This is a genomic window from Solihabitans fulvus, from assembly GCF_008386585.1.
Lineage (GTDB): Bacteria > Actinomycetota > Actinomycetes > Mycobacteriales > Pseudonocardiaceae > Solihabitans > Solihabitans fulvus.
Genome location: NZ_VUOB01000062.1, coordinates 63,897 through 82,017, shown reverse-complemented (window position 1 = coordinate 82,017; position 18,121 = coordinate 63,897). Strand labels below are relative to the sequence as shown.

Sequence of the window (18,121 nt, the reverse complement as noted above, 5' to 3'; positions counted from 1 at the left end):
CCCGGGGGGGGCGGCCCGACCCCCCGCCCGGAAACGGGCGGCGGCTCGGCTGCGAACAAACTCGACAAGCGGTCAGTCGAACGCCTTCGCGATGATCTCGCGCTGCTCGAACTCGTGCACCTTGCTCGACCCGGCCGACGGCGCGGCCATGGCCCGCCGCGACACCCTGCGGATGCCGCTCAGCCGCTCGGGGAGCAGCTCGGGCAGCGCGAGGCCGAAGAACGGCCAGGCGCCCTGGTTCGCCGGCTCCTCCTGGACCCAGCGGACGTCGGTCGCGTTCTGGTAGCGGTCGAACAGCTCGGCCAGCTTCCGCTTGGGCAGCGGGTAGAGCTGCTCGATGCGGACGACCGCGGTGTCCGTCGCGCCCCGCGCGGCCTGCTCGGCGGCCAGCTCGTAGTAGATCTTGCCGCTGCACAGCAGGACCTTGCGCACGGCCGCAGGGTCCGGCTTCGTCGGATCGTCAAGCACCGACCAGAACTTGTTGTCGGTGAAGTCCTCGACCGGGCTGGTGGCCGCCTTCAGCCGCAGCATCGACTTCGGGGTGAACACCACCATCGGCCGCGCGACGCCGTCGAGGGCGTGCCTGCGCAGCAGGTGGAAGTAGTTCGCCGGGGTCGAGGGCACCGCGACGGTCATCGAGCCCTCGGCGCACAGCTGGAGCCACCGCTCGATGCGGCCCGAGGTGTGGTCGGGGCCCTGGCCCTCGTGGCCGTGCGGCAGCAGGATCACGACCTCGGAACGCTGGCCCCACTTGGCCTCGCCCGAGGAGATGAACTCGTCGATGATCGGCTGGGCGCCGTTGACGAAGTCGCCGAACTGCGCCTCCCACAGCACCAGCGCCTCGGGGTTGGCCACCGAGTAGCCGTACTCGAAGCCGACCGCGGCGAACTCGGACAGCGCCGAGTCGTAGGCCAGGAACTTGCCCTGGTCCTCGCCGAGGTTCTGGAGCGGCGTGTACTCCTGGCCGGTCTTGCGGTCGATCAGCACCGCGTGCCGCTGGGTGAAGGTGCCCCGGCGCGAGTCCTGGCCGGACAGCCGGACCATCCTGCCCTCGATCGCCAGCGAGCCGAACGCGAGCAGCTCGCCGAACGCCCAGTCGATGCCGCCCTCGCGGGCCATCTTCGCGCGCCGCTCCAGCACCGGCTTGACCCTCGGGTGCGGGGTGAAGCCGTCCGGCACGTTGACGTGCGCGTCGGCGATCCGCTCCAGCACCTCGCGGGACACGGCCGTGGACACCTTGGCCGGCACCTGCTGCTCGGCCTCGACCGACGGGCTCGCCACGATCGGGTGCTTCTCCAGCTCGCGGACCTCGTTGAAGACGTGCTCCAACTGGCTGGAGAAGTCGCGCAGCGCCTTCTCCGCCTCGTCCACCGAGATGTCGCCCCGGCCGATCAGCGCCTCGGTGTAGGTCTTGCGGACGCTGCGCTTGGTGTCGATGACGTCGTACATCTCCGGCTGGGTCATCGAGGGGTCGTCGCCCTCGTTGTGGCCCCTGCGCCGGTAGCAGACCATGTCGATCACGACGTCCTTGCCGAACGCCTGCCGGTAGTCGACGGCCAGCTTGGCCACCCAGCAGCACGCCTCGGGGTCGTCGCCGTTCACGTGGAAGATCGGCGCGCCGATCATCTTCGCCACGTCGGTGGAGTACTTGCTCGACCGCGAGTGCTCCGGCGCGGTGGTGAAGCCGACCTGGTTGTTGACCACCACGTGCACGGTGCCGCCGGTGCGGTAGCCGCGCAGCAGCGCCAGGTTCAGCGTCTCGGCGACCACGCCCTGGCCGGCGAACGCCGCGTCGCCGTGCATCGCCAGCGGCAGCACGGAGAAGCCCTCGCCGCCCTTGTCCAGGATGTCCTGCTTGGCCCGGACGATGCCTTCCAGCACCGGGTCGACGGCCTCGAGGTGGGACGGGTTGGCGGTCAGCGAGACCTTGACCTCGCCGTCGCCGAACATCCGGAAGTACTTGCCCTCGGCGCCGAGGTGGTACTTCACGTCGCCGGAGCCGTGCGCCTGGCCGGGGTCGAGGTTGCCCTCGAACTCGCGGAAGATCTGCGAGATCGGCTTGCCGACGATGTTCGCCAGCACGTTCAGCCTGCCTCGGTGCGGCATGCCGATGACGACCTCGTCCAGCTCGTGCTCGGCGGCCTTGTCCAGCACCGCGTCCAGCAGCGGGATGACCGTCTCGCCGCCCTCGAGCGAGAACCGCTTCTGGCCGACGTACTTGGTCTGGAGGAACGTCTCGAACGCCTCGGCGGCGTTGAGCTTGGACAGGATGTACTTCTGCACGGTGGCCGGCGGCTTCTCGTGCGAGACCTCGACCCGCTCCTGAATCCAGCGGCGCTCCGCAGGGTCGAGGATGTGCGTGTACTCGACGCCGACGGTGCGGCAGTAGGAGTTGCGCAGCACCCCGAGGATGTCGCGCAGCTTCATCTTCTCCTTGCCGGCGAAGCCGCCGACCGGGAACTCGCGGTCCAGGTCCCACAGGGTCAGGCCGTGCGAGAGGACGTCGAGGTCCTCGTGCCGGCGCTGCCGGTAGTTCAGCGGGTCCGTGTCGGCCATCAGGTGGCCCCGGGTCCGGAACGCCTCGACCAGCTCGAGCACCCGCGCGGTCTTGTCGACCGCGCCCTCCGGGATGTCCTCGACCCAGCGGATCGGCTCGTAGGGCAGCCGCAGCGACGTGAAGATGTCGTCGTAGAAGCGGTCCTCGCCGAGCAGCAGCTGGTGCACGCGGCGCAGGAACTCGCCGGACTCCGCGCCCTGGATGATCCGGTGGTCGTAGGTGGAGGTCAGCGTGATGATCTTGCTGACGCCCATGTCGACCAGCGCGCGCTCGCTCGTGCCCTGGAAGTGCGCCGGGTACTCCATCGCGCCGACGCCGATGATCGCGCCCTGGCCCGCGGTCAGCCTCGGCACCGAGTGGTTGGTGCCGATGGTGCCGGGGTTGGTCAGCGAGATCGTGGTGCCGGCGAAGTCGTCGGCGGCCAGCGAGCCGCCGCGCGCCTTGCGGATCAGGTCCTCGTAGGCCTGCCAGAACTGCGCGAAGGTCATCGCCTCGCAGCCCTTGATCGAGGCGACCACCAGCGTGCGCTGGCCGTCCTTGCCGGGCAGGTCGATGGCGAGGCCGAGGTTGACGTGCTCCGGCGTGATCAGGTTCGGCTTGCCGTCGATCACACCGAAGTGCCGGTTCATGTTCGGGTACGCCTGGAGCGCCCGCACCAGCGCGTAGCCGATCAGGTGCGTGAAGGAGACCTTCCCGCCCCGCGTCCGCTTCAGGTGGTTGTTGATCACGATGCGGTTGTCCGCGAGCAGCTTCGCCGGGACCGCGCGCACGCTCGTCGCGGTCGGCACGGTGAGCGACTGCTCCATGTTCTTCACGATCGCCGAGGCGGCCCCGCGAATGGGCTTGTGCTGCTCGCCGTCGGCCGGCTTGACCGGCGTCGCCGCGGCCTGCGCCGGAACCGGCTTGCCGGTCGGCGGCAGCGTCGGCGCCGCGGCGGCGGCGGGCTTCGCGGCGGCTGCCGGCGCGGGAGCCGCGGCCGGCTGGCCGTTGCTCTGCGGCGCGGTCTGCGCGGCGGGCGCGGCCGGAGCCGGCGTGCCAACGGTCGGGGTGCTGGTCGTCGTCGCGGTCGTCGCGGCGGTGCTCGCGCCAGCGGACTGGGTGGCAACACCCCCATTGCCGCTCACGCGCTGCGTCGGCTTGTAGTCGGCGAAGAAGTCATGCCACGCCGGATCTACGGACGACGGGTCGGCGAGGAACTGCTCATACATTTCCTCGACGAGCCACTCGTTGGGGCCGAACTGCGACGCAGGACTGCTGCTGGACACGGCTTGCGCTCGCCTCTATCCATCTCGCTCTTGGTATTGACACACTCGTAAGCAGGTTAGTCCTCCAAACGTGGCACTTCATACACGGGAGGCAGCACGCAAGGAGCGTTCCGTCACAGGATCGATCCTGATCGCCGGGTCCGCGCGCCGAGATGATCTGCGTCACGCTGCCGCGTCACAAGATCACGCCACCGCGCTGTCGTCGGGGGAGCCCGGCTCGCCCGCGCCGAACCGCCACAGCCGCGCGTACGCGCCACCGGCGGCCAGCAGCTCGGCGTGACTGCCCTGCTCCACGATCCGGCCGCCGTCGAGCACCACGATCCGGTCCGCCCGCGCCGCCGTCGCCAACCGGTGCGCCACCACGAACGTGGTGCGCTCGCCGGCCAGCCGGTCGTTCGCGGCCAGCACCGCGGCCTCCGTCGACGGGTCAAGCGCGGCCGTCGCCTCGTCCAGCAGCAGCAGGTCGGGGTCGACCAGCTCGGCCCTGGCCAGCGCGACCAGCTGCCGCTGCCCGGCGGACAGGCCCTGGCCGCGCTCGCCGACCTGCTGGCGGAACGCCGAGGGCAGCGCGGCGACCACGGGCAGCGCGCCGACCGCCCGCACCGCGCGCTCGACCTCGGCGCGGTCGGCGTCCGGCCTGCCGTAGCGGACGTTGTCGGCCACGTCGCCGCCGAACAGGTGCGCCTCCTGCGGCACCACGCCAAGCCGCTGCCGGAACGCCGGCAGGTCGTAGTCCCGCACGTCAGTGCCGTCCACCAGCACCTGGCCCGAGGTCGCGTCGTAGAACCTGGCGACCAGCTTGACCAGCGTCGACTTGCCGGCGCCCGTCTCGCCGACCAGCGCGACGGTCTGGCCGGGCGGCACCAGCAGCGACACCCGGTCCAGCGCGGGCCGCTCGGCGCCCGGGTAGCGGAAGCTCACCTCGCGCAGCTCAACCGCGCCGCGCAGCCGCGCCGGCACCGGGGCGGGATGCTCGGCCTGGGCGACGGTGGTCGGCGTGCGCAGCAGGTCGCCGATGCGGCTCAGCCCGACCCTGGCCTGCTGGTAGCCGTCGAACACGCCGGAGAGCTGCTGCACCGGCGAGAAGAACAACCCCAGGTACAGCAGGAACGCCAGCAGCACGCCGGGTGTGAGGGTGCCGTCGGCGACCCGGTACGCGCCGACCGCGAGGACGGCGGACTGCGCGAGACCGGACAGCAGCGCCACGAACGGGAAGTACGTCGCGATGTACCGCTGCGCGCGCAGCCTCGATCGCCGGTAGGCGTCGCTGCGCTCGGCGAACGCCTGCGCCGAACGGCCCTCCCTGGTGAACGCCTGGGACACCCGCAGCCCGGTGACGTTCTCCTGGAGGTCGGCGTTGACGGCGCTGACCCGCTCCCGCGCCTCCGCGTAGGCCGTCGTGGACAGCCGCCGGAACACCAGCGTCGCGACGATCAGCGGCGGCAGCACGGCGAGCGCCACCAGCGCCAGCGAGGCGTCGGTGACCAGCAGCGCCACCGCGATGCCGGCGACGGTGAGCACGCTCACCACCGCCGTGGTGAGCCCGGTCTGGAGGAACGAGGACAGCGCGTCGACGTCCGTGGTCATCCTGGTCATGATGCGGCCGGCCAGCTCGCGCTCGTAGTAGTCGAGGCCGAGCCGTTGCAGGTGCGCGTAGCTGCGCACCCGCAGCAGGTACAGCAGCCGCTCGCCGACCCGCGCGGTGAGCACCGTGCTGACCATCGAGTTGGCGAGGCCGACCAGGACAAGGGCCGCGCCGACGGCCGTGGCGATCCACAGCGCGGTCGCGGTGCCGGTGGCCACGCCCTGGTCGATGCCGTAGCGGACCAGGCCGGGCAGCAGCACCGAGCTGAGCGTGTCGACGACCACCAGCAGGCCGACCAGCACCAGTGCCCAGCGGACCGGCCGCAGCAGCGTGACCAGCCGGAAACCCGGATCCGGCGCGGTGGGGTCCTCGCCGGCCACGTCGGGCTCCTCGGTGGCGGGCGGCAGCGCGCGCACGCCGGCCAGCAGCTCCGGCGTCGGCGGCAGGGCGCCGATCAGCGCGGCCCCGCCCCCGATGCCGCCGCCGCCCCGGCCACCGCCGCCACCGCCGAGCCGGCCGGCGCGCGGGCCCGCGTTGGCCGCCGCCGTGGCCGTCGCGGCGGCGCGGTCGTCGAACCCCTCGTCCGGCGCGGGCTCCGGCCACAGCGCCGGGGTGGTGCCGTCGGGGCCGGGCGCCAGGTCCTCGGCCACGCGGACCTCCGGGTCCTCGATGGCGTCGCCGGGCCCGGCCAGCAGCTCCCGGTACAGCTCGCAGCGCCCGGTCAGCTCCTCGTGCGTGCCGACGTCGACCACCCGGCCCGCGTCCAGCACGGCGATCCGGTCGGCCAGCGCCAGCGAGGACCGCCGGTGCGCGATCAGCAGCGTGGTGCGCTGCGCGGTGACCGCGCGCAGCGTGTCGTGGATGGCCGCTTCGGTGGCCGCGTCCACCGCCGAGGTCGCGTCGTCCAGCACCAGCACCCTCGGGTCGGACAGCAGCGCCCTGGCCAGCGCGACGCGCTGCCGCTGCCCGCCGGACAGGGTGAGCCCGCGCTCGCCGACCGGGGTGTCGTAGCCCTGCGGCAGCTCCTCGATGAACCGGTGCGCCTCGGCGGCCCGCGCCGCGGCCAGCACCTCGTCGTCGGTGGCGTCCGGCCTGCCGTAGGCGATGTTCGCGCGCACGGTGTCGGAGAACAGGAACGCCTCCTCGAACACCACGCCGACCGCGCCGCGCAGCGAGGCGAGCCGCACCGTGCGGACGTCCAGCCCGCCCACCCGGATCGCGCCGTCGTGCACGTCGTAGAAGCGGGGCAGCAGCAGCGACACCGTCGACTTGCCAGAGCCCGCCGTGCCGACCAGCGCGAGGGTCTCGCCCGGCCGGACCCGCAGGCTCACGTCCCGCAGCACCGGTTCGCTGCGGGTGTAGCCGAAGGTGATCCCGTCCAGCTGGACCTCAAGCGGGCCGTCCGGCACGGCGACCGCGCCCGGCGCGTCGGCGACGTCGGGCTGCGAGTCGATCAGCTCGTAGACGCGCTCGACACCGGCCCTGGCCAGCTGGGCGTTGACCATCAGGCTGGACAGCAGCCGCGCGGGCCCGATCAGGTTCGCCACGTAGCTGGCGAAGGCGAGGAACGTGCCGAGGGTGACCTGGCCGTGCAGCGCCATCCAGCCGCCGAGGGCGAGGACGGCGACCTGGCCGGCCGCCGGCATCGCGGTGAGCGTCGCGGCGGGCCGGGCGGTCAGCTTCGCCGCCCGCATCCGCTCGGCGAACAGCGCCCGAGCGCGGCGTTCCAGCCTGCTCACCTCGCGCGCCTCCTGACCGAAGCCCTTGACCACGCGGACGCCGGTGACGGTCTCCTCGACGTGCTGGGCCACGTCCGCCGCGCGCTGCTGCGCCGACCAGGTGGCCGGGAACAGCACCTTCCTGCTGCGCACCGCGACCACGGCGACCACCGGGGTGACCACGAGCGCGATGACCGTCAGCAGCGGCGACAGCCACAGCATCGCGCCGAGCGCGACCACCGCGAAGACCACGGTGCCGATCGCCAGCGGGACCATGGACAGCAGCCCCTGCACCAGTTGCAGGTCGGTGATCGAGCGGGACACGACCTGGCCGGTGCGCAGCGCGTCCTGGCTGCCGCCGTCCAGCCGCTGCACCGCGCCGAACACGGCCCGCCGCAGGTCGTGCTGCACGTCGAGGGACAGCCGGCCGCCGAGGTAGCGGCGCAGGAAGGCGCTGACGAAGGTGAGCAGGTCCATCGCGGCCAGCGCCACGACCAGGGTCAGCAGCCGATGGGTATTGCCGCCGACCGCGTCGTCGACCGCGACCTTGATCAGCAGCGGACCCGCGGCCTGGAGGCCAACGCCGAGCACCGAGGCGGCCAGCGACAGCAGCACCACGCGGGGATGCCGCCAGCAGGCCGAGGACAGCCGGCGGATCCAGCCCGGCGCGCTGGTTGTTTCGGACACCGAACCACTCTATGCCGGGATTTCCGGCCCCGACGCCGACGACCCGGCGCCGCGAGGGGCACCGGGTCGTCGGGATGCTGCTGTGCGAAGAGCGATCTACGTGATGTCGCGGCGCTGGCTGATCAGCCAGCCCAGGCCGAAGAACACGGCCATCCAGCCGGCGAAGATCAACCCGCTGGCCCACCAGTCGAACGCGCCAGCCGCACCGGAGACACCGCGTACCACCCGCTCGACGCCGTCGCGCAGCGTCGGGTTCTCGATGGGCGGCACCGTGTCGAGGAAGATCTTCGAGGCGACCGAGCCGGTGAGCCCGTTGGCCGCGCCGTTGGGCAGGATGCCGGCCCAGTGGCCCGGCAGCACCAGGTCGATCAGGTTCTCCAGCATCAGCGAGTACAGCAGCAGGGTCAGCACCGAGCCGACCACGTTGCCGATCAGCGCGCCGACGCCGATCGCGAGCAGCGTCCACAGCAGCGTCTCGAGGATGCCGACCGAGGCCATCAGCGCCCAGCCGCCCACGTCGGGCAGCAGCGCCTTGTCCGAGCCGATGGCGATGCCGAGGCTGGCGAACGCGGTGATGACGACGCCGTAGAGCAGCCCGAACACCACGTAGGTGATGAGCTTGCTGGTCAGCAGCGACACCCGCGACGGCGCGGTGAGGTAGCTGGTGGTGATCGTCCGCCTGCTGATCTCGCTGGACAGCGCGAGGCCACCCATGATCATCGGGAAGATCGTGCTGATGTTGATCGCCCGCGCGAACCCGAAGACCGACAGCGGCAGCGTGTTGACGCTCACGCCGAGCTGCTGCATCTCCGGGTCGGAGGTGATCTTGTCGGACAGCGAGGTGGCCAGGGCCGCCCAGATCCAGGACCAGCCGAGCGCGAGCACCACGGTCGGAATGAGCAGGGCCCACCAGAGCTTGGTGGTGAAGATCTTGCGGAACTCGGCTCTGATCAGGTTGCCCATCAGGCGTTACCCCCGAAACCCTGGCCCGGCTGCTGGTAGTCCTGCGGTCCGCCCGGCTGCGGCGGGCCGGCCGGCGGATAGCCCTGCGGCTGCTGGGCGTCCGGTTGCGGGTAGCCGGGCGGGGGGCCGTCCTGCGGCGGATACCCGGGTGGGGGTTGCTGGGCGTACTGCTGCGGCGGCTGGGCGTAGGGCTGCTGCGGCTGGGCGTACTGCTGCTGCTGTTGCTGGGCGTACGGGTCCTGCGGCGGAGGCTGCTGGGCGTACTGCTGCGGCGGCGCGTACTGCTGCTGCTGCTGCGGACCGGTCGGCGGGGGACCCCAGCCGCCGGGGCCCTGCGGGCCGGCGTACTGGTTCGGGCCCGCCGCGGTGTACTGGCCGCTGGTGAGCTGGAAGAAGATCCGCTCGAGGTCGATCTGCTCGACCTGGATGCCGTAGATCGAGATCTGCGCCTTCGCCGCGATGTCGCCGACCTGCTTGGCGTCCACGCCCGAGATGGCGAGCCTGCCGTCCGGGATCTGCTCGATCGCGGTGATGCCCTCCGCCTGGAGGGCGGTGACCAGCGCGGCGCCGTCCGATGGCTGCACGAGCACCCGCTGCTGCTGCGAGCGGCGCAGGTTCTCCAGCGGCCCGTAGTACATGGTCTGGCCGCGGCTGATGATCACCACCTGGTCGACGGTCTGCTCGACCTCGGCCAGCAGGTGGCTGGAGATCAGCACGGTCCGGCCGCTGCGGGCGAAGGACTGGAGGAAACCGCGCAGCCACGCGATGCCCTCCGGGTCCAGGCCGTTGGCGGGCTCGTCGAGCACCAGCACCTGCGGGTCGCCGAGCAGCGCGGTCGCCAGGGCGAGGCGCTGCTTCATGCCGAGCGAGAAGCCGCCAGCGCCGCGGTCCGCGGCGCCGCCGAGGCCGACGAGCTGGAGCACCTGGTCGGCGCGCTCGTCCGGCACGCCCATCGCGGCCGCGTAGACGCGCAGGTGGTTGCGGGCGGAGCGCTTGGGGTGGAAGCCCTGCGCCTCAAGCACCGCGCCGACGACCCTGCCGGGGTTGCCGAGCTGGCCGAAGGGCAGGCCGTTGATGGTGGAATGCCCACCGGTCGGCGACACCAGGCCCAGGAGCATGCGCAACGTGGTCGTCTTGCCCGCCCCGTTCGGGCCGAGGAAGCCGGTCACCGAACCCGGCTCCACCGTGAAGCTGAGGTTCTGCACCGCGGCGACCTGACCGAACTGTTTGGTCAGGCCCTGCACCACGATGCGGCCACTGCCGTCGTGCACGCATCCCTCCCGATTGCTGACGCGTCGGCGCTGGCACGTGCCGATCCTCGCGTGGTCCTCGCGACGGACCACGCGGCCCGCTGCCGGGGACATCCTGCCTTATCTCGTGTCGCGAGGTCGGCGAATGGGCACAGGAGGGCGCCGGGCCGGAGACCCGGCGAATCGGTCACGCCCGCGCGTGCCGTCGCGTCGGCTATTCGGGCAGCGCGTGCCTGGCGCGACCCGACGCCGAAGATCGCTCGTGCGCCGGTTCGGCGACCAGTTGGGCGTGGACGGGCTCGGTCGGCGCGAAGTCCGTTGGCACGACGGGAATCTCGATGGTGACCTCGGTCGAGGCGGCCGGGTCCGCGTCGGGGGTCGGGGCGTCCTGTTCGGTGGACACGCTGTATCGCCGGCCGAACGGATTGCGCAGCGGGCGCCTGCGTTCCCGGTAGGGCACGCCCTCGCAGATCAGGTGTTGGTGTGCCATGAGCCATACCTGGCACGGCCAGCGGCGGCGGCGCAGCCAGCCGGGGCAGGCGCGGCAGCGGCCGTCCTCGTCGGGCTGGTGCACGGTGAGCAGCAGTCGCCAGCCGTCGGCGAGGCGGTGGATCTCCGCGCGGGCCAGCGGCAGCAGCGCGTCGGCCTCGCCCTCGGCGGCGATCTGGTCCAGCAGGGCCAGCCGTTGCAGGACGGCGTTGCGCAGTGACTCGTCCACGGGTGTCAGGTCTCCGGATGGTCTGCGGTTGGGGCGACGCTGTCGGCGGCCTTGTCCAGCAGGCGATGCAACCGGCGGGTCTGGGTGGCGGACAGCACGGCGGACTCCCCTGGCGGGGCGACCAGCAGCACGCGGTTCCGTTCGATCAGCACGGACACCGAGCGGTCCCGGCCGAACGGGTCGTGGCAGTCGATCCAGCCCTGGGACTCGGCGCCGGGGTCAGCCATGACGGCGGTCCGTCGCGGTGGCGGTCGGGCGGGCGGGGACGCGACGGCCGGACGGGGGCGCGGGTGTTCCAGCGTTCGTCATCCTCAGTTCATCGGCCGTGCACTGGGGCTGGCACAGCGGCTGACCCGGGAATTCACCCGGTTGCTTGAGCACTCACGCCGTGTGATTGACGTGTCGGGCAAAGTTTCTGCGCCGAGTAGGTGGGTCACCTGGGCGTGTCGGCCGGTTGTTGTCTAAGCTTGGTGTCGGCGGCCCGCTCCCAGTGACCCCCAGGCTGGTTGAGCGGGTCGCCCCTTCTTTGCCGGGACGCCGTCCCCGCCACCGCTTCCGCCGCTCTGTGACGTGGTGTCGCGCACTCTAATTTCGGTGGACAAGAATCTTAGTATGAGAGTTAAATGGTGGGCAGGAACACGGTTCAGGTTCTTTGGGAGGTAACCACCGTGCGCGTCCTGTTTGCCACTTCGCCCGGTCTCGGGCACGTTTTTCCCACCATCTCGCTCGCCCACGCGCTGCGCGCCGCCGGCCACGAGGTGCTGTTCACCACCGCGGGCGGTGTCGAGGCCGCCAGGGCCGGGCTGCACGTCGTGGACACCGCGCCGGGTGTCGACATCGGCGAGCTCTTCAGGAAGTACGCCGCTGACAACGACATCTCGTTCGACCAGATGCGCGCGGAGACGGGCGATGGCTGGAAGTTCGCGGCCGGGATGTTCGCCGTGGTGTCCGACGTCACGGCCGACCGGACGGTCGATGCGGCCAAGCAGTGGCGGCCCGACCTGGTCGTGCACTCGCCGTTGCAGGGGGCGGGCGCGCTCGCGGCCAGCGCCATCGGCGTGCCGGCGGTGGAGCACGGCCTGTCGATGAGCGAGCTGACCGGGCTCGACGTCGCGCTGTTCGAGGAGATGTCCGCGACCTACGAGCGGCACGGGGTCTCGAAGCTCCCCGAGGTCACCGAGCAGATCGCGGTCGGGCCGCCGAGCATGCGCGACGGCGACAGCGGCTGGCAGATGCGTTACGTGCCCTACAACGGCGGCGGTGTGCTGCCGGAGTGGCTGCTGGAGCCCACGGCGCGGCCGAGGGTCGCCATCACCCTCGGCACCGTCGTTCCGCTGATGGGCGGGGTCGGGTCGCTGCGTCGCCTGATCGACATCGTCGGCGGGCTGGACGCGGACTTCGTTGTCGCGCTCGGCGAGGCCGACCAGTCGGAGCTGGGTTCCTTGCCGGACAACGTGCGCGCCACGGCGTGGGTGCCGCTCGGGGCGCTGCTGGCCAGCTGCTCGGCGATGATCCACCACGGCGGGGCCGGCACCACGATGACCGGGATCGTCGCGGGCGTGCCGCAACTGGTGATGCCCTACATGGCGGACCAGCCCGCCAACGCGGCTGCGGTGCGGGACAGGGGTCTCGGGCTGGTCGGCTCGGCCGAGGACGTCACCGAGGAGCAGGTGCGCGCGCTGCTCGAGGACGAGTCGCTGCGTACGACCGCGCACGAGGTGCGGGACGAGATCGCCGCGCTGCCGACTCCTGCCGACCTGGTGTCGAAGCTGGCTGGTCTCGTCAGCTAACACGGAAGTCGTTGGCCAGCAAGGAAGTCGGTCCGCGACGGCTGGGACGTCAGGGGCGTTTGCCGAGGGTGAAGGTCTGCGCGGGGTCGGTCGGCGAGCACGGAAACTGTTGCAGCTGGGTGCCGTTGGACGTGGAGCGGTCGGCCACGTCCAGGCACGAGCCGCTGTGCTGGGCGATGAACACGTAGGTCCCGTTGCCCAGCGGCACCGGCCGCCACTGTTGGTTGGTGCCGCCGACAAAGGTCCACAGGTGGACGTGCGCGCGGTCCGCGGTCGCGGTGGGCCCGCCCTCGACGTCCCAGCCGATGGCCGGCGCGTTGCGGCTGATGACCCGGTAGTAACCGCCGGCGGTCGGCACGAACTGCCAGTCCTGGTTGGGCTGGTTGGTGCAGTCCCACTGCACGACCGCGGTGCCGTTGGTGGTGCCCTGCCCGCTGTCGTCGACGCACTTGCCGCTGGCCGTGTTGGTGACCGCGTACCAGGCGTTGGTGTCGAGGTCCGTCGCGGCGGCCGTCGTCGTCGTGGTGGTCGTCGTCGTGGTCGTGACCGTGGTGGTGGTCGTGACCGTGGTCGGGGCCGAGCTGGACGTCGGCGCCTGCGTCGACGCGGTGGCCGATCTGCTGCTGTCGCCGCCGGCGGCGGCCGAGCCGCTGCCACCGTGCCACGAGGCCACGACGACGCCGGCAGCCGCGGCCAGCGCGACGACCACACCGCCGACCACGCCCGTGACGACCGACCGCCGCCGGTCCGCTGCGGGCGGCGGCGTCACGCGCCCGGCAGACGAGACGCGCCCGGCACGCGGGGCAGGCTTGGCAGACGTCGCAGGCCCTGCAGACGTCGCAGGCCCGGCAGGCGGGACGGGCTCGCCAGACCGGACAGACAGCCGAACGGTGGGCGCGGCGGTCTCGACGAAGGCCGCCGGCGCGCCGACCTGACCGATCAGCCGGTCGAGTTCGGCGCGCTGGTCGGCGATCAGCCGGTGCACGGCGGGCGGCCACGGCTGCGCGGACGGGGCGAGGTGGCCGATGGAAGCCAACAGCTGGGCCGGGGTCGGCCGGTGCGCCGGATCCCTGGCCAGGCACCAGGTGACGAGCTGGCGCAGCTCGTCGGGAACCTGACGCAGGTCCGGTTCGGCGTGCGCCACCTGGTAGAGGACCTGCGCGGCCGACGAGCCAGCGAACGGATCCTGTCCGGTGCAGGCCACCACGAGCACCGCGCCGAGCGAGAACATGTCGCTGGCCGGCGACAGCGGACGTCCCTCGATCTGCTCCGGTGACATGAAGCCGGGCGAGCCGACCAGCATGCCGGCGTGCGTCAGCTCGCCGCCGCCGTCGGCGGCCCGGGCGATGCCGAAGTCGATCACCCTCGGTCCGTCGCCGGCGAGCAGAATGTTGGCGGGCTTGAGATCCCGGTGCACGAGGCCGGCCCGGTGGATCTCGAGCAGGGCGGCGGCCAGCCCGGCGGCGAGGCGGCGCGTCGCCTCGGCCGGCAGCCTGCCGGCGTCGGCGACCGCCTCGCGCAGCGACGGTCCCGGCACGAACACCGAGGCCAGCCACGGGACCGGCGCGTCGGCGTCGGCGTCGATCACCGCGGCGGTGTACGCGCCGGACACCCTGCTGGAGGCCTCGACCTCGCGGCGGAACCGAGCGCGGAAACCGTTGTCCGCCATGAACTGCGCGTGCACCTGCTTGACCGCGACGAGCCGGCCGTCCGGCGCGGAGCCGAGCAGCACGCGACCCATGCCGCCGCTGCCGAGCTCGGCGATCATTCGATACTGCCCGACCACGACCGGGTCGGACGCTCCCAAAGACTTCACGCGCACCCCTGCACTCGGATGAACCAGCCCGTGGGGAGTGTGGCAGTGCGCGGCGTCCCGGCACGGTGAGGTGCCGCGCTCGGCGTCGGCAACGGGACCCGTGCCGGGCCCGCCGAGGCCGCGCACCTGAGTGGATCACCGTGCGACGTGATCTGAAACTCCCGAAAATCCGTCGACTTCGAGACGATTCGCTCGTACGTTGTACGTGACACATACAGCGTACGAGAGCGTGACAGGTCGAGGGGATCGAGATGACTGAACACACGGGGGACGGACCGCACCCGAAGAGGTGGTGGATCCTTGCCGTGTTGTGCCTGGCGCTGATGGTCGTGGTGCTGGACAACACGGTGCTCAACGTGGCGATCCCGTCCATCACCAGCGGACTCGGCGCCAGCACCGCCGACATTCAGTGGATGATCAACGCCTATTCGCTGGTGCTCGCCGGCATGTTGCTCACCACGGGTCTGCTGTCCGACCGGTTCGGGCGCAAGCGCGCCCTGCTGCTCGGCCTCGTCCTGTTCGGCGGCGGCTCGGCCTGGGCGGCCTACGCCGGCTCGGCCGAGGCGCTGATCGCGGCGCGCGCCGGCATGGGCCTCGGCGCGGCCTTCCTGATGCCCGGCACGCTGGCCGTGCTGGTCCGGCTGTTCGACGAGCGCGAGCGGATGAAGGCCATCGGCATCTGGTCCGCGGTCGCCTCGCTCGGGATGGCCGGCGGTCCCGTCATCGGCGGCGCGCTCATCGACCACTTCTGGTGGGGCTCGGTGTTCCTGATCAACGTGCCCGTCGCCGCGCTCGCGATTCTCGCGGTCGCCCGGATGGTGCCCGAGTCCCGCGACCCGGCCGTGCGCCCGCCGGACCTGGTCGGCGCCGCGCTGTCGGTGATCACCATGGGTTCCCTGGTGTGGGCGGTGATCTCGGTGCCGCAGCACGGTTGGGGCTCGGCGCAGGTCCTGGTCGCGGTCGCCGTCGGCGTGGTCGGCGGCGCAGCCTTCGCCTGGTGGGAGCGCCGCATCGAACACCCCATGCTGGACCTCGGCTTCTTCGCCAACCGCCGCTTCACCGGGGCCATCGCGGGCGGGGTGCTCGCCGCGTTCGGCATGGGCGGCTCGCTGTTCCTGCTCACCCAGCACCTCCAGTCCGTGCTCGGCTACACGCCGCTGGAGGCCGGCGTCAGGGTGGCCCCGATGGCCCTCACCGTCCTCCTCGTGAGCAGCCTCAGCGGCAAGATCAGCGCGAAGCTCGGCGCGGGCGGCAGCATGGCGGTCGGCATGACCACGGTCGCCGCCGGCCTCGTCGCGCTCAGCCTGGTGTCCGCCGACAGCGGCTACGGGCCGACGCTCATCGGCCTGGTGCTGATCGGCGCGGGTGTCGGCGTCGCCATGCCGGTCGCGGCCAACGCGATGATGGGCGCCATTCCGCCGGACCGCGCCGGGATCGCCTCCGGCCTCAACGGCACTCTCACCGAACTGGGCAACTCCTTCGGCATCGCGGTCCTCGGCAGCCTGCTCGCGGCGCGGTTCGCCGCGGACCTGCCGACGGGCCTTGGTGAGGGCGCCGACCGCTCCCTGCCGTCCGCGCTGATCGCCGCCGCGCACGCCGCCGACCCGGCCGGGATGGTGCACGCGGTGCGCACCGCATTCGTGTCCGGCATGTCCGGCAGCCTGCTGATCGGCGCGGGGGCCGCGCTGCTCGGCGGGATCACCTCGGGCCTGCTGCTGCGCAGGGGCGAGCGCGCCGCGACGCCGACCAGGGAAACCGTCGGGGTCTGACCGGTCCACGTCGGGACGGATGCCTTCAGGACACCGGACGTCCCGAAGACATCCGTCCCGACATCTACGATTCGAGGGTTGCAGTTCGGGCTGGTGGGAGGCTTTGTGGTCGAGAAATGGACCGATCCGGTCGCCAGCAGTATCTGGCTGGCCACGCCGAAACCCGCCGGTCAGCAACATCCCGGACTGAGCCGCGAGCTGATCGTCCGCACCGCGATCGAGGTGCTCGACGCGAACGGGCTCGCCGCGCTGTCCATGCGCAAGCTGGCCGCGCAGCTCGACGCAGCGCCCATGTCGCTGTACTGGCACGTGCCCACCAAGTCCGCGCTGCTGGAACTGGCCATGGACTCGGCGCTTGGCGAGATCGGCCCGCCGGCCGACGGGGAGTGGACCGACCAGGTTCGCGCGCTCTCGCGTGAGTTCCTGGACGTCACCAGGAGGCACACCTGGCTGAGTCACCTGCTCGGCCGCTACCCCAACTTTGGCCCGAACGCGTTGACCTACAGCGACAACCTGCTGGCGGTGCTGCGGAAGGGGCTGCCGGACGACGTGATCGGCGGCGCGCTCGGACTGCTGTTCAGCTTCATGCTCGGCGTCGCCGCTGGCGAGTCCCAGTGGGCGGAGGACAACCGGGGCCACGAGCCGGGCCTGGCCGAGCTGGCCGAGACGTGGCGGCCGAGGATCGCCGAGATGGTCGCCGACTACCCGAACGTGGCCAAGCATGTCGCCGACACCGAAGGCTCGGGCAACGACGACACGTTCGAGTTCGGCATCGACCGGATCCTGCTCGGTCTCGCGGTCGAGAAATGACGGGGGGCCGGTCGCGCGGCTGCGCGACCGACCCACCTTCGGCAGACGAGGCGTCGCGGTTACGAAGCGGTGCCGAGAACCTCGTCGAGACTGGTGTAGGCCAGGTCGTGCGCCTGGGCAACCGGCTGGTTGGTCAGCGAGCCCGCGTGCGTGTTCAGGCCGAGCGCCAGCGCGTGGTCGGCGCGCAGCGCGGACTCCCAGCCCTTGTCGGCCAGCGCGACCGCGTAGGGCAGCGTCACGTTGGTGAGCGCGAAGGTCGAGGTGCGCGGCACCGCGCCGGGCATGTTGGCCACGCAGTAGAACACCGTGTCGTGCACCTGGTAGGTCGGGTCGTCGTGCGTGGTCGGCCGCGAGTCGGCGAAGCAGCCGCCCTGGTCGATGGCGATGTCCACCAGCACCGAACCCGGCTTCATCTCCGCGACGAGCTGGTTGCTCACCAGCTTCGGCGCCTTCGCGCCGGGCACCAGCACCGCGCCGATCACGAGGTCGGCCTCGCGCACCGCCTGGTCGATCGAGTAGCGGTTCGAGGTCACCGTGCGGAGCTGGCCGCGGAACTGGTTGTCGAGCTGGCGGAGCCGGTCCACGTTGGTGTCCAGGATCTCCACGTCCGCGCCCATGCCGACGGCGATGGTCGCGGCGTTCAGGCCCGCGACGCCGCCGCCGATCACCACGACGCGCGCCGGGTGCACGCCGGGCACGCCGCCGGGCAGCATGCCGCGCCCGCCGGACGGCTTCATCAGCGAGTATGCGCCGACCTGCGGGGCGAGCCGACCGGCCACCTCGGACATCGGGGCGAGCAGCGGCAGCGCGCCGTTGGGGGTCTGCACGGTCTCGTAGGCGATCGCGGTGCTGCCGGAGTCGAGCAGGGCCTTGGTCAGGGCCGGGTCGGCGGCCAGGTGCAGGTAGGTGAACAGCACCTGGCCCGCGCGCAGCCTCGGGTACTCCTCGGCGATGGGCTCCTTGACCTTGAGCACCAGCTCGCCCTCGGCCCACACGTCGTCGGCGGTGGCCAGCACCTTGGCGCCAGCGGCGAGGTACTCCTCGTCCGGGATGGCCGAGCCGACACCGGCGTCCGCCTGCACGAAGACCTCGTGACCACGGCTGGTCAGTTCGTGCGCGCCCGCGGGGGTCAGCGCGACGCGGTACTCGTGGTTCTTGATCTCGCGTGGGACGGCGATCCGCACGGGGTGCTC

At 71.9% G+C, this 18,121-nt stretch carries 11 protein-coding genes; 3 read left to right on the top strand and 8 right to left on the bottom strand.

Annotated features, from left to right (window positions below):
- Positions 1 to 72: 72 nt before the first annotated feature.
- The 6 genes from F0L68_RS30890 to F0L68_RS30865 form a co-directional block, all read right to left on the bottom strand.
- Positions 73 to 3,822 (bottom strand): multifunctional oxoglutarate decarboxylase/oxoglutarate dehydrogenase thiamine pyrophosphate-binding subunit/dihydrolipoyllysine-residue succinyltransferase subunit, encoded by a 3,750-nt coding sequence (locus F0L68_RS30890; protein WP_149853382.1) that lies wholly within the window; start codon positions 3,820 to 3,822, stop codon positions 73 to 75.
- 183 nt (positions 3,823 to 4,005) lie between these two features.
- Positions 4,006 to 7,812: an ABC transporter ATP-binding protein gene (locus F0L68_RS30885; RefSeq protein ID WP_149853381.1), complete on the bottom strand. Its 3,807-nt coding sequence runs from the start codon at positions 7,810 to 7,812 to the stop codon at positions 4,006 to 4,008.
- 96 nt (positions 7,813 to 7,908) lie between these two features.
- Positions 7,909 to 8,775: an ABC transporter permease gene (locus F0L68_RS30880; protein ID WP_149853380.1), complete on the bottom strand. Its 867-nt coding sequence runs from the start codon at positions 8,773 to 8,775 to the stop codon at positions 7,909 to 7,911.
- Entirely contained in the window at positions 8,775 to 10,046 is a 1,272-nt protein-coding gene (locus tag F0L68_RS30875) for an ATP-binding cassette domain-containing protein (RefSeq protein WP_149853379.1), read from the bottom strand. The genes F0L68_RS30880 and F0L68_RS30875 overlap by 1 nt, the downstream gene beginning before the upstream one ends.
- 193 nt (positions 10,047 to 10,239) lie before the next feature.
- Positions 10,240 to 10,743 carry a hypothetical protein gene (locus F0L68_RS43795; protein ID WP_223199277.1) on the bottom strand — a complete coding sequence of 168 codons (504 nt, stop codon included), beginning with the start codon at positions 10,741 to 10,743 and terminating at the stop codon, positions 10,240 to 10,242.
- A gap of 5 nt (positions 10,744 to 10,748) precedes the next feature.
- The gene (locus tag F0L68_RS30865) at positions 10,749 to 10,970 is read right to left on the bottom strand and encodes a hypothetical protein (RefSeq protein WP_149853378.1); all 222 of its coding nucleotides are present in this window, start codon (positions 10,968 to 10,970) and stop codon (positions 10,749 to 10,751) included.
- A 441-nt stretch (positions 10,971 to 11,411) separates the two neighbouring features.
- On the opposite strand from F0L68_RS30865, the gene F0L68_RS30860 reads away from it, so the two are divergent.
- A complete protein-coding gene (locus F0L68_RS30860; RefSeq protein ID WP_149853377.1) occupies positions 11,412 to 12,533 on the top strand; it encodes a nucleotide disphospho-sugar-binding domain-containing protein in 1,122 nt (373 codons plus the stop codon).
- A gap of 49 nt (positions 12,534 to 12,582) precedes the next feature.
- Here F0L68_RS30860 and F0L68_RS30855 read toward each other — a convergent pair whose 3' ends face one another.
- Positions 12,583 to 14,349: a serine/threonine protein kinase gene (locus F0L68_RS30855; RefSeq protein WP_149853376.1), complete on the bottom strand. Its 1,767-nt coding sequence runs from the start codon at positions 14,347 to 14,349 to the stop codon at positions 12,583 to 12,585.
- Between the two features lie 251 nt (positions 14,350 to 14,600).
- Between F0L68_RS30855 and F0L68_RS30850 the strand changes: the two genes are divergently transcribed.
- Together F0L68_RS30850 and F0L68_RS30845 are read left to right on the top strand one after the other, a co-directional pair.
- Positions 14,601 to 16,118, top strand: coding sequence for an MFS transporter (locus tag F0L68_RS30850; protein WP_149853375.1), 1,518 nt, complete (start codon positions 14,601 to 14,603; stop codon positions 16,116 to 16,118).
- A 78-nt stretch (positions 16,119 to 16,196) separates the two neighbouring features.
- Complete coding sequence (locus F0L68_RS30845) at positions 16,197 to 16,928, top strand: TetR/AcrR family transcriptional regulator (RefSeq protein ID WP_149853374.1); 732 nt, start codon at positions 16,197 to 16,199, stop codon at positions 16,926 to 16,928.
- 59 nt (positions 16,929 to 16,987) lie between these two features.
- Here the strand turns inward: F0L68_RS30845 and ald are convergent, their stop codons facing one another.
- Complete coding sequence (gene ald, locus F0L68_RS30840; protein ID WP_149853373.1) at positions 16,988 to 18,112, bottom strand: alanine dehydrogenase; 1,125 nt, start codon at positions 18,110 to 18,112, stop codon at positions 16,988 to 16,990.
- Positions 18,113 to 18,121 lie beyond the last annotated feature (9 nt).

What these genes read in the sequence shown, in the direction of transcription:
- F0L68_RS30880 (WP_149853380.1), bottom strand. Translation starts at nt 8,775, where the DNA reads ATGGGCAACCTGATCAGAGCCGAGTTCCGCAAGATCTTCACCACCAAG.
- F0L68_RS30865 (WP_149853378.1), bottom strand. Translation starts at nt 10,970, where the DNA reads ATGGCTGACCCCGGCGCCGAGTCCCAGGGCTGGATCGACTGCCACGAC.
- F0L68_RS30850 (WP_149853375.1), top strand. Translation starts at nt 14,601, where the DNA reads ATGACTGAACACACGGGGGACGGACCGCACCCGAAGAGGTGGTGGATC.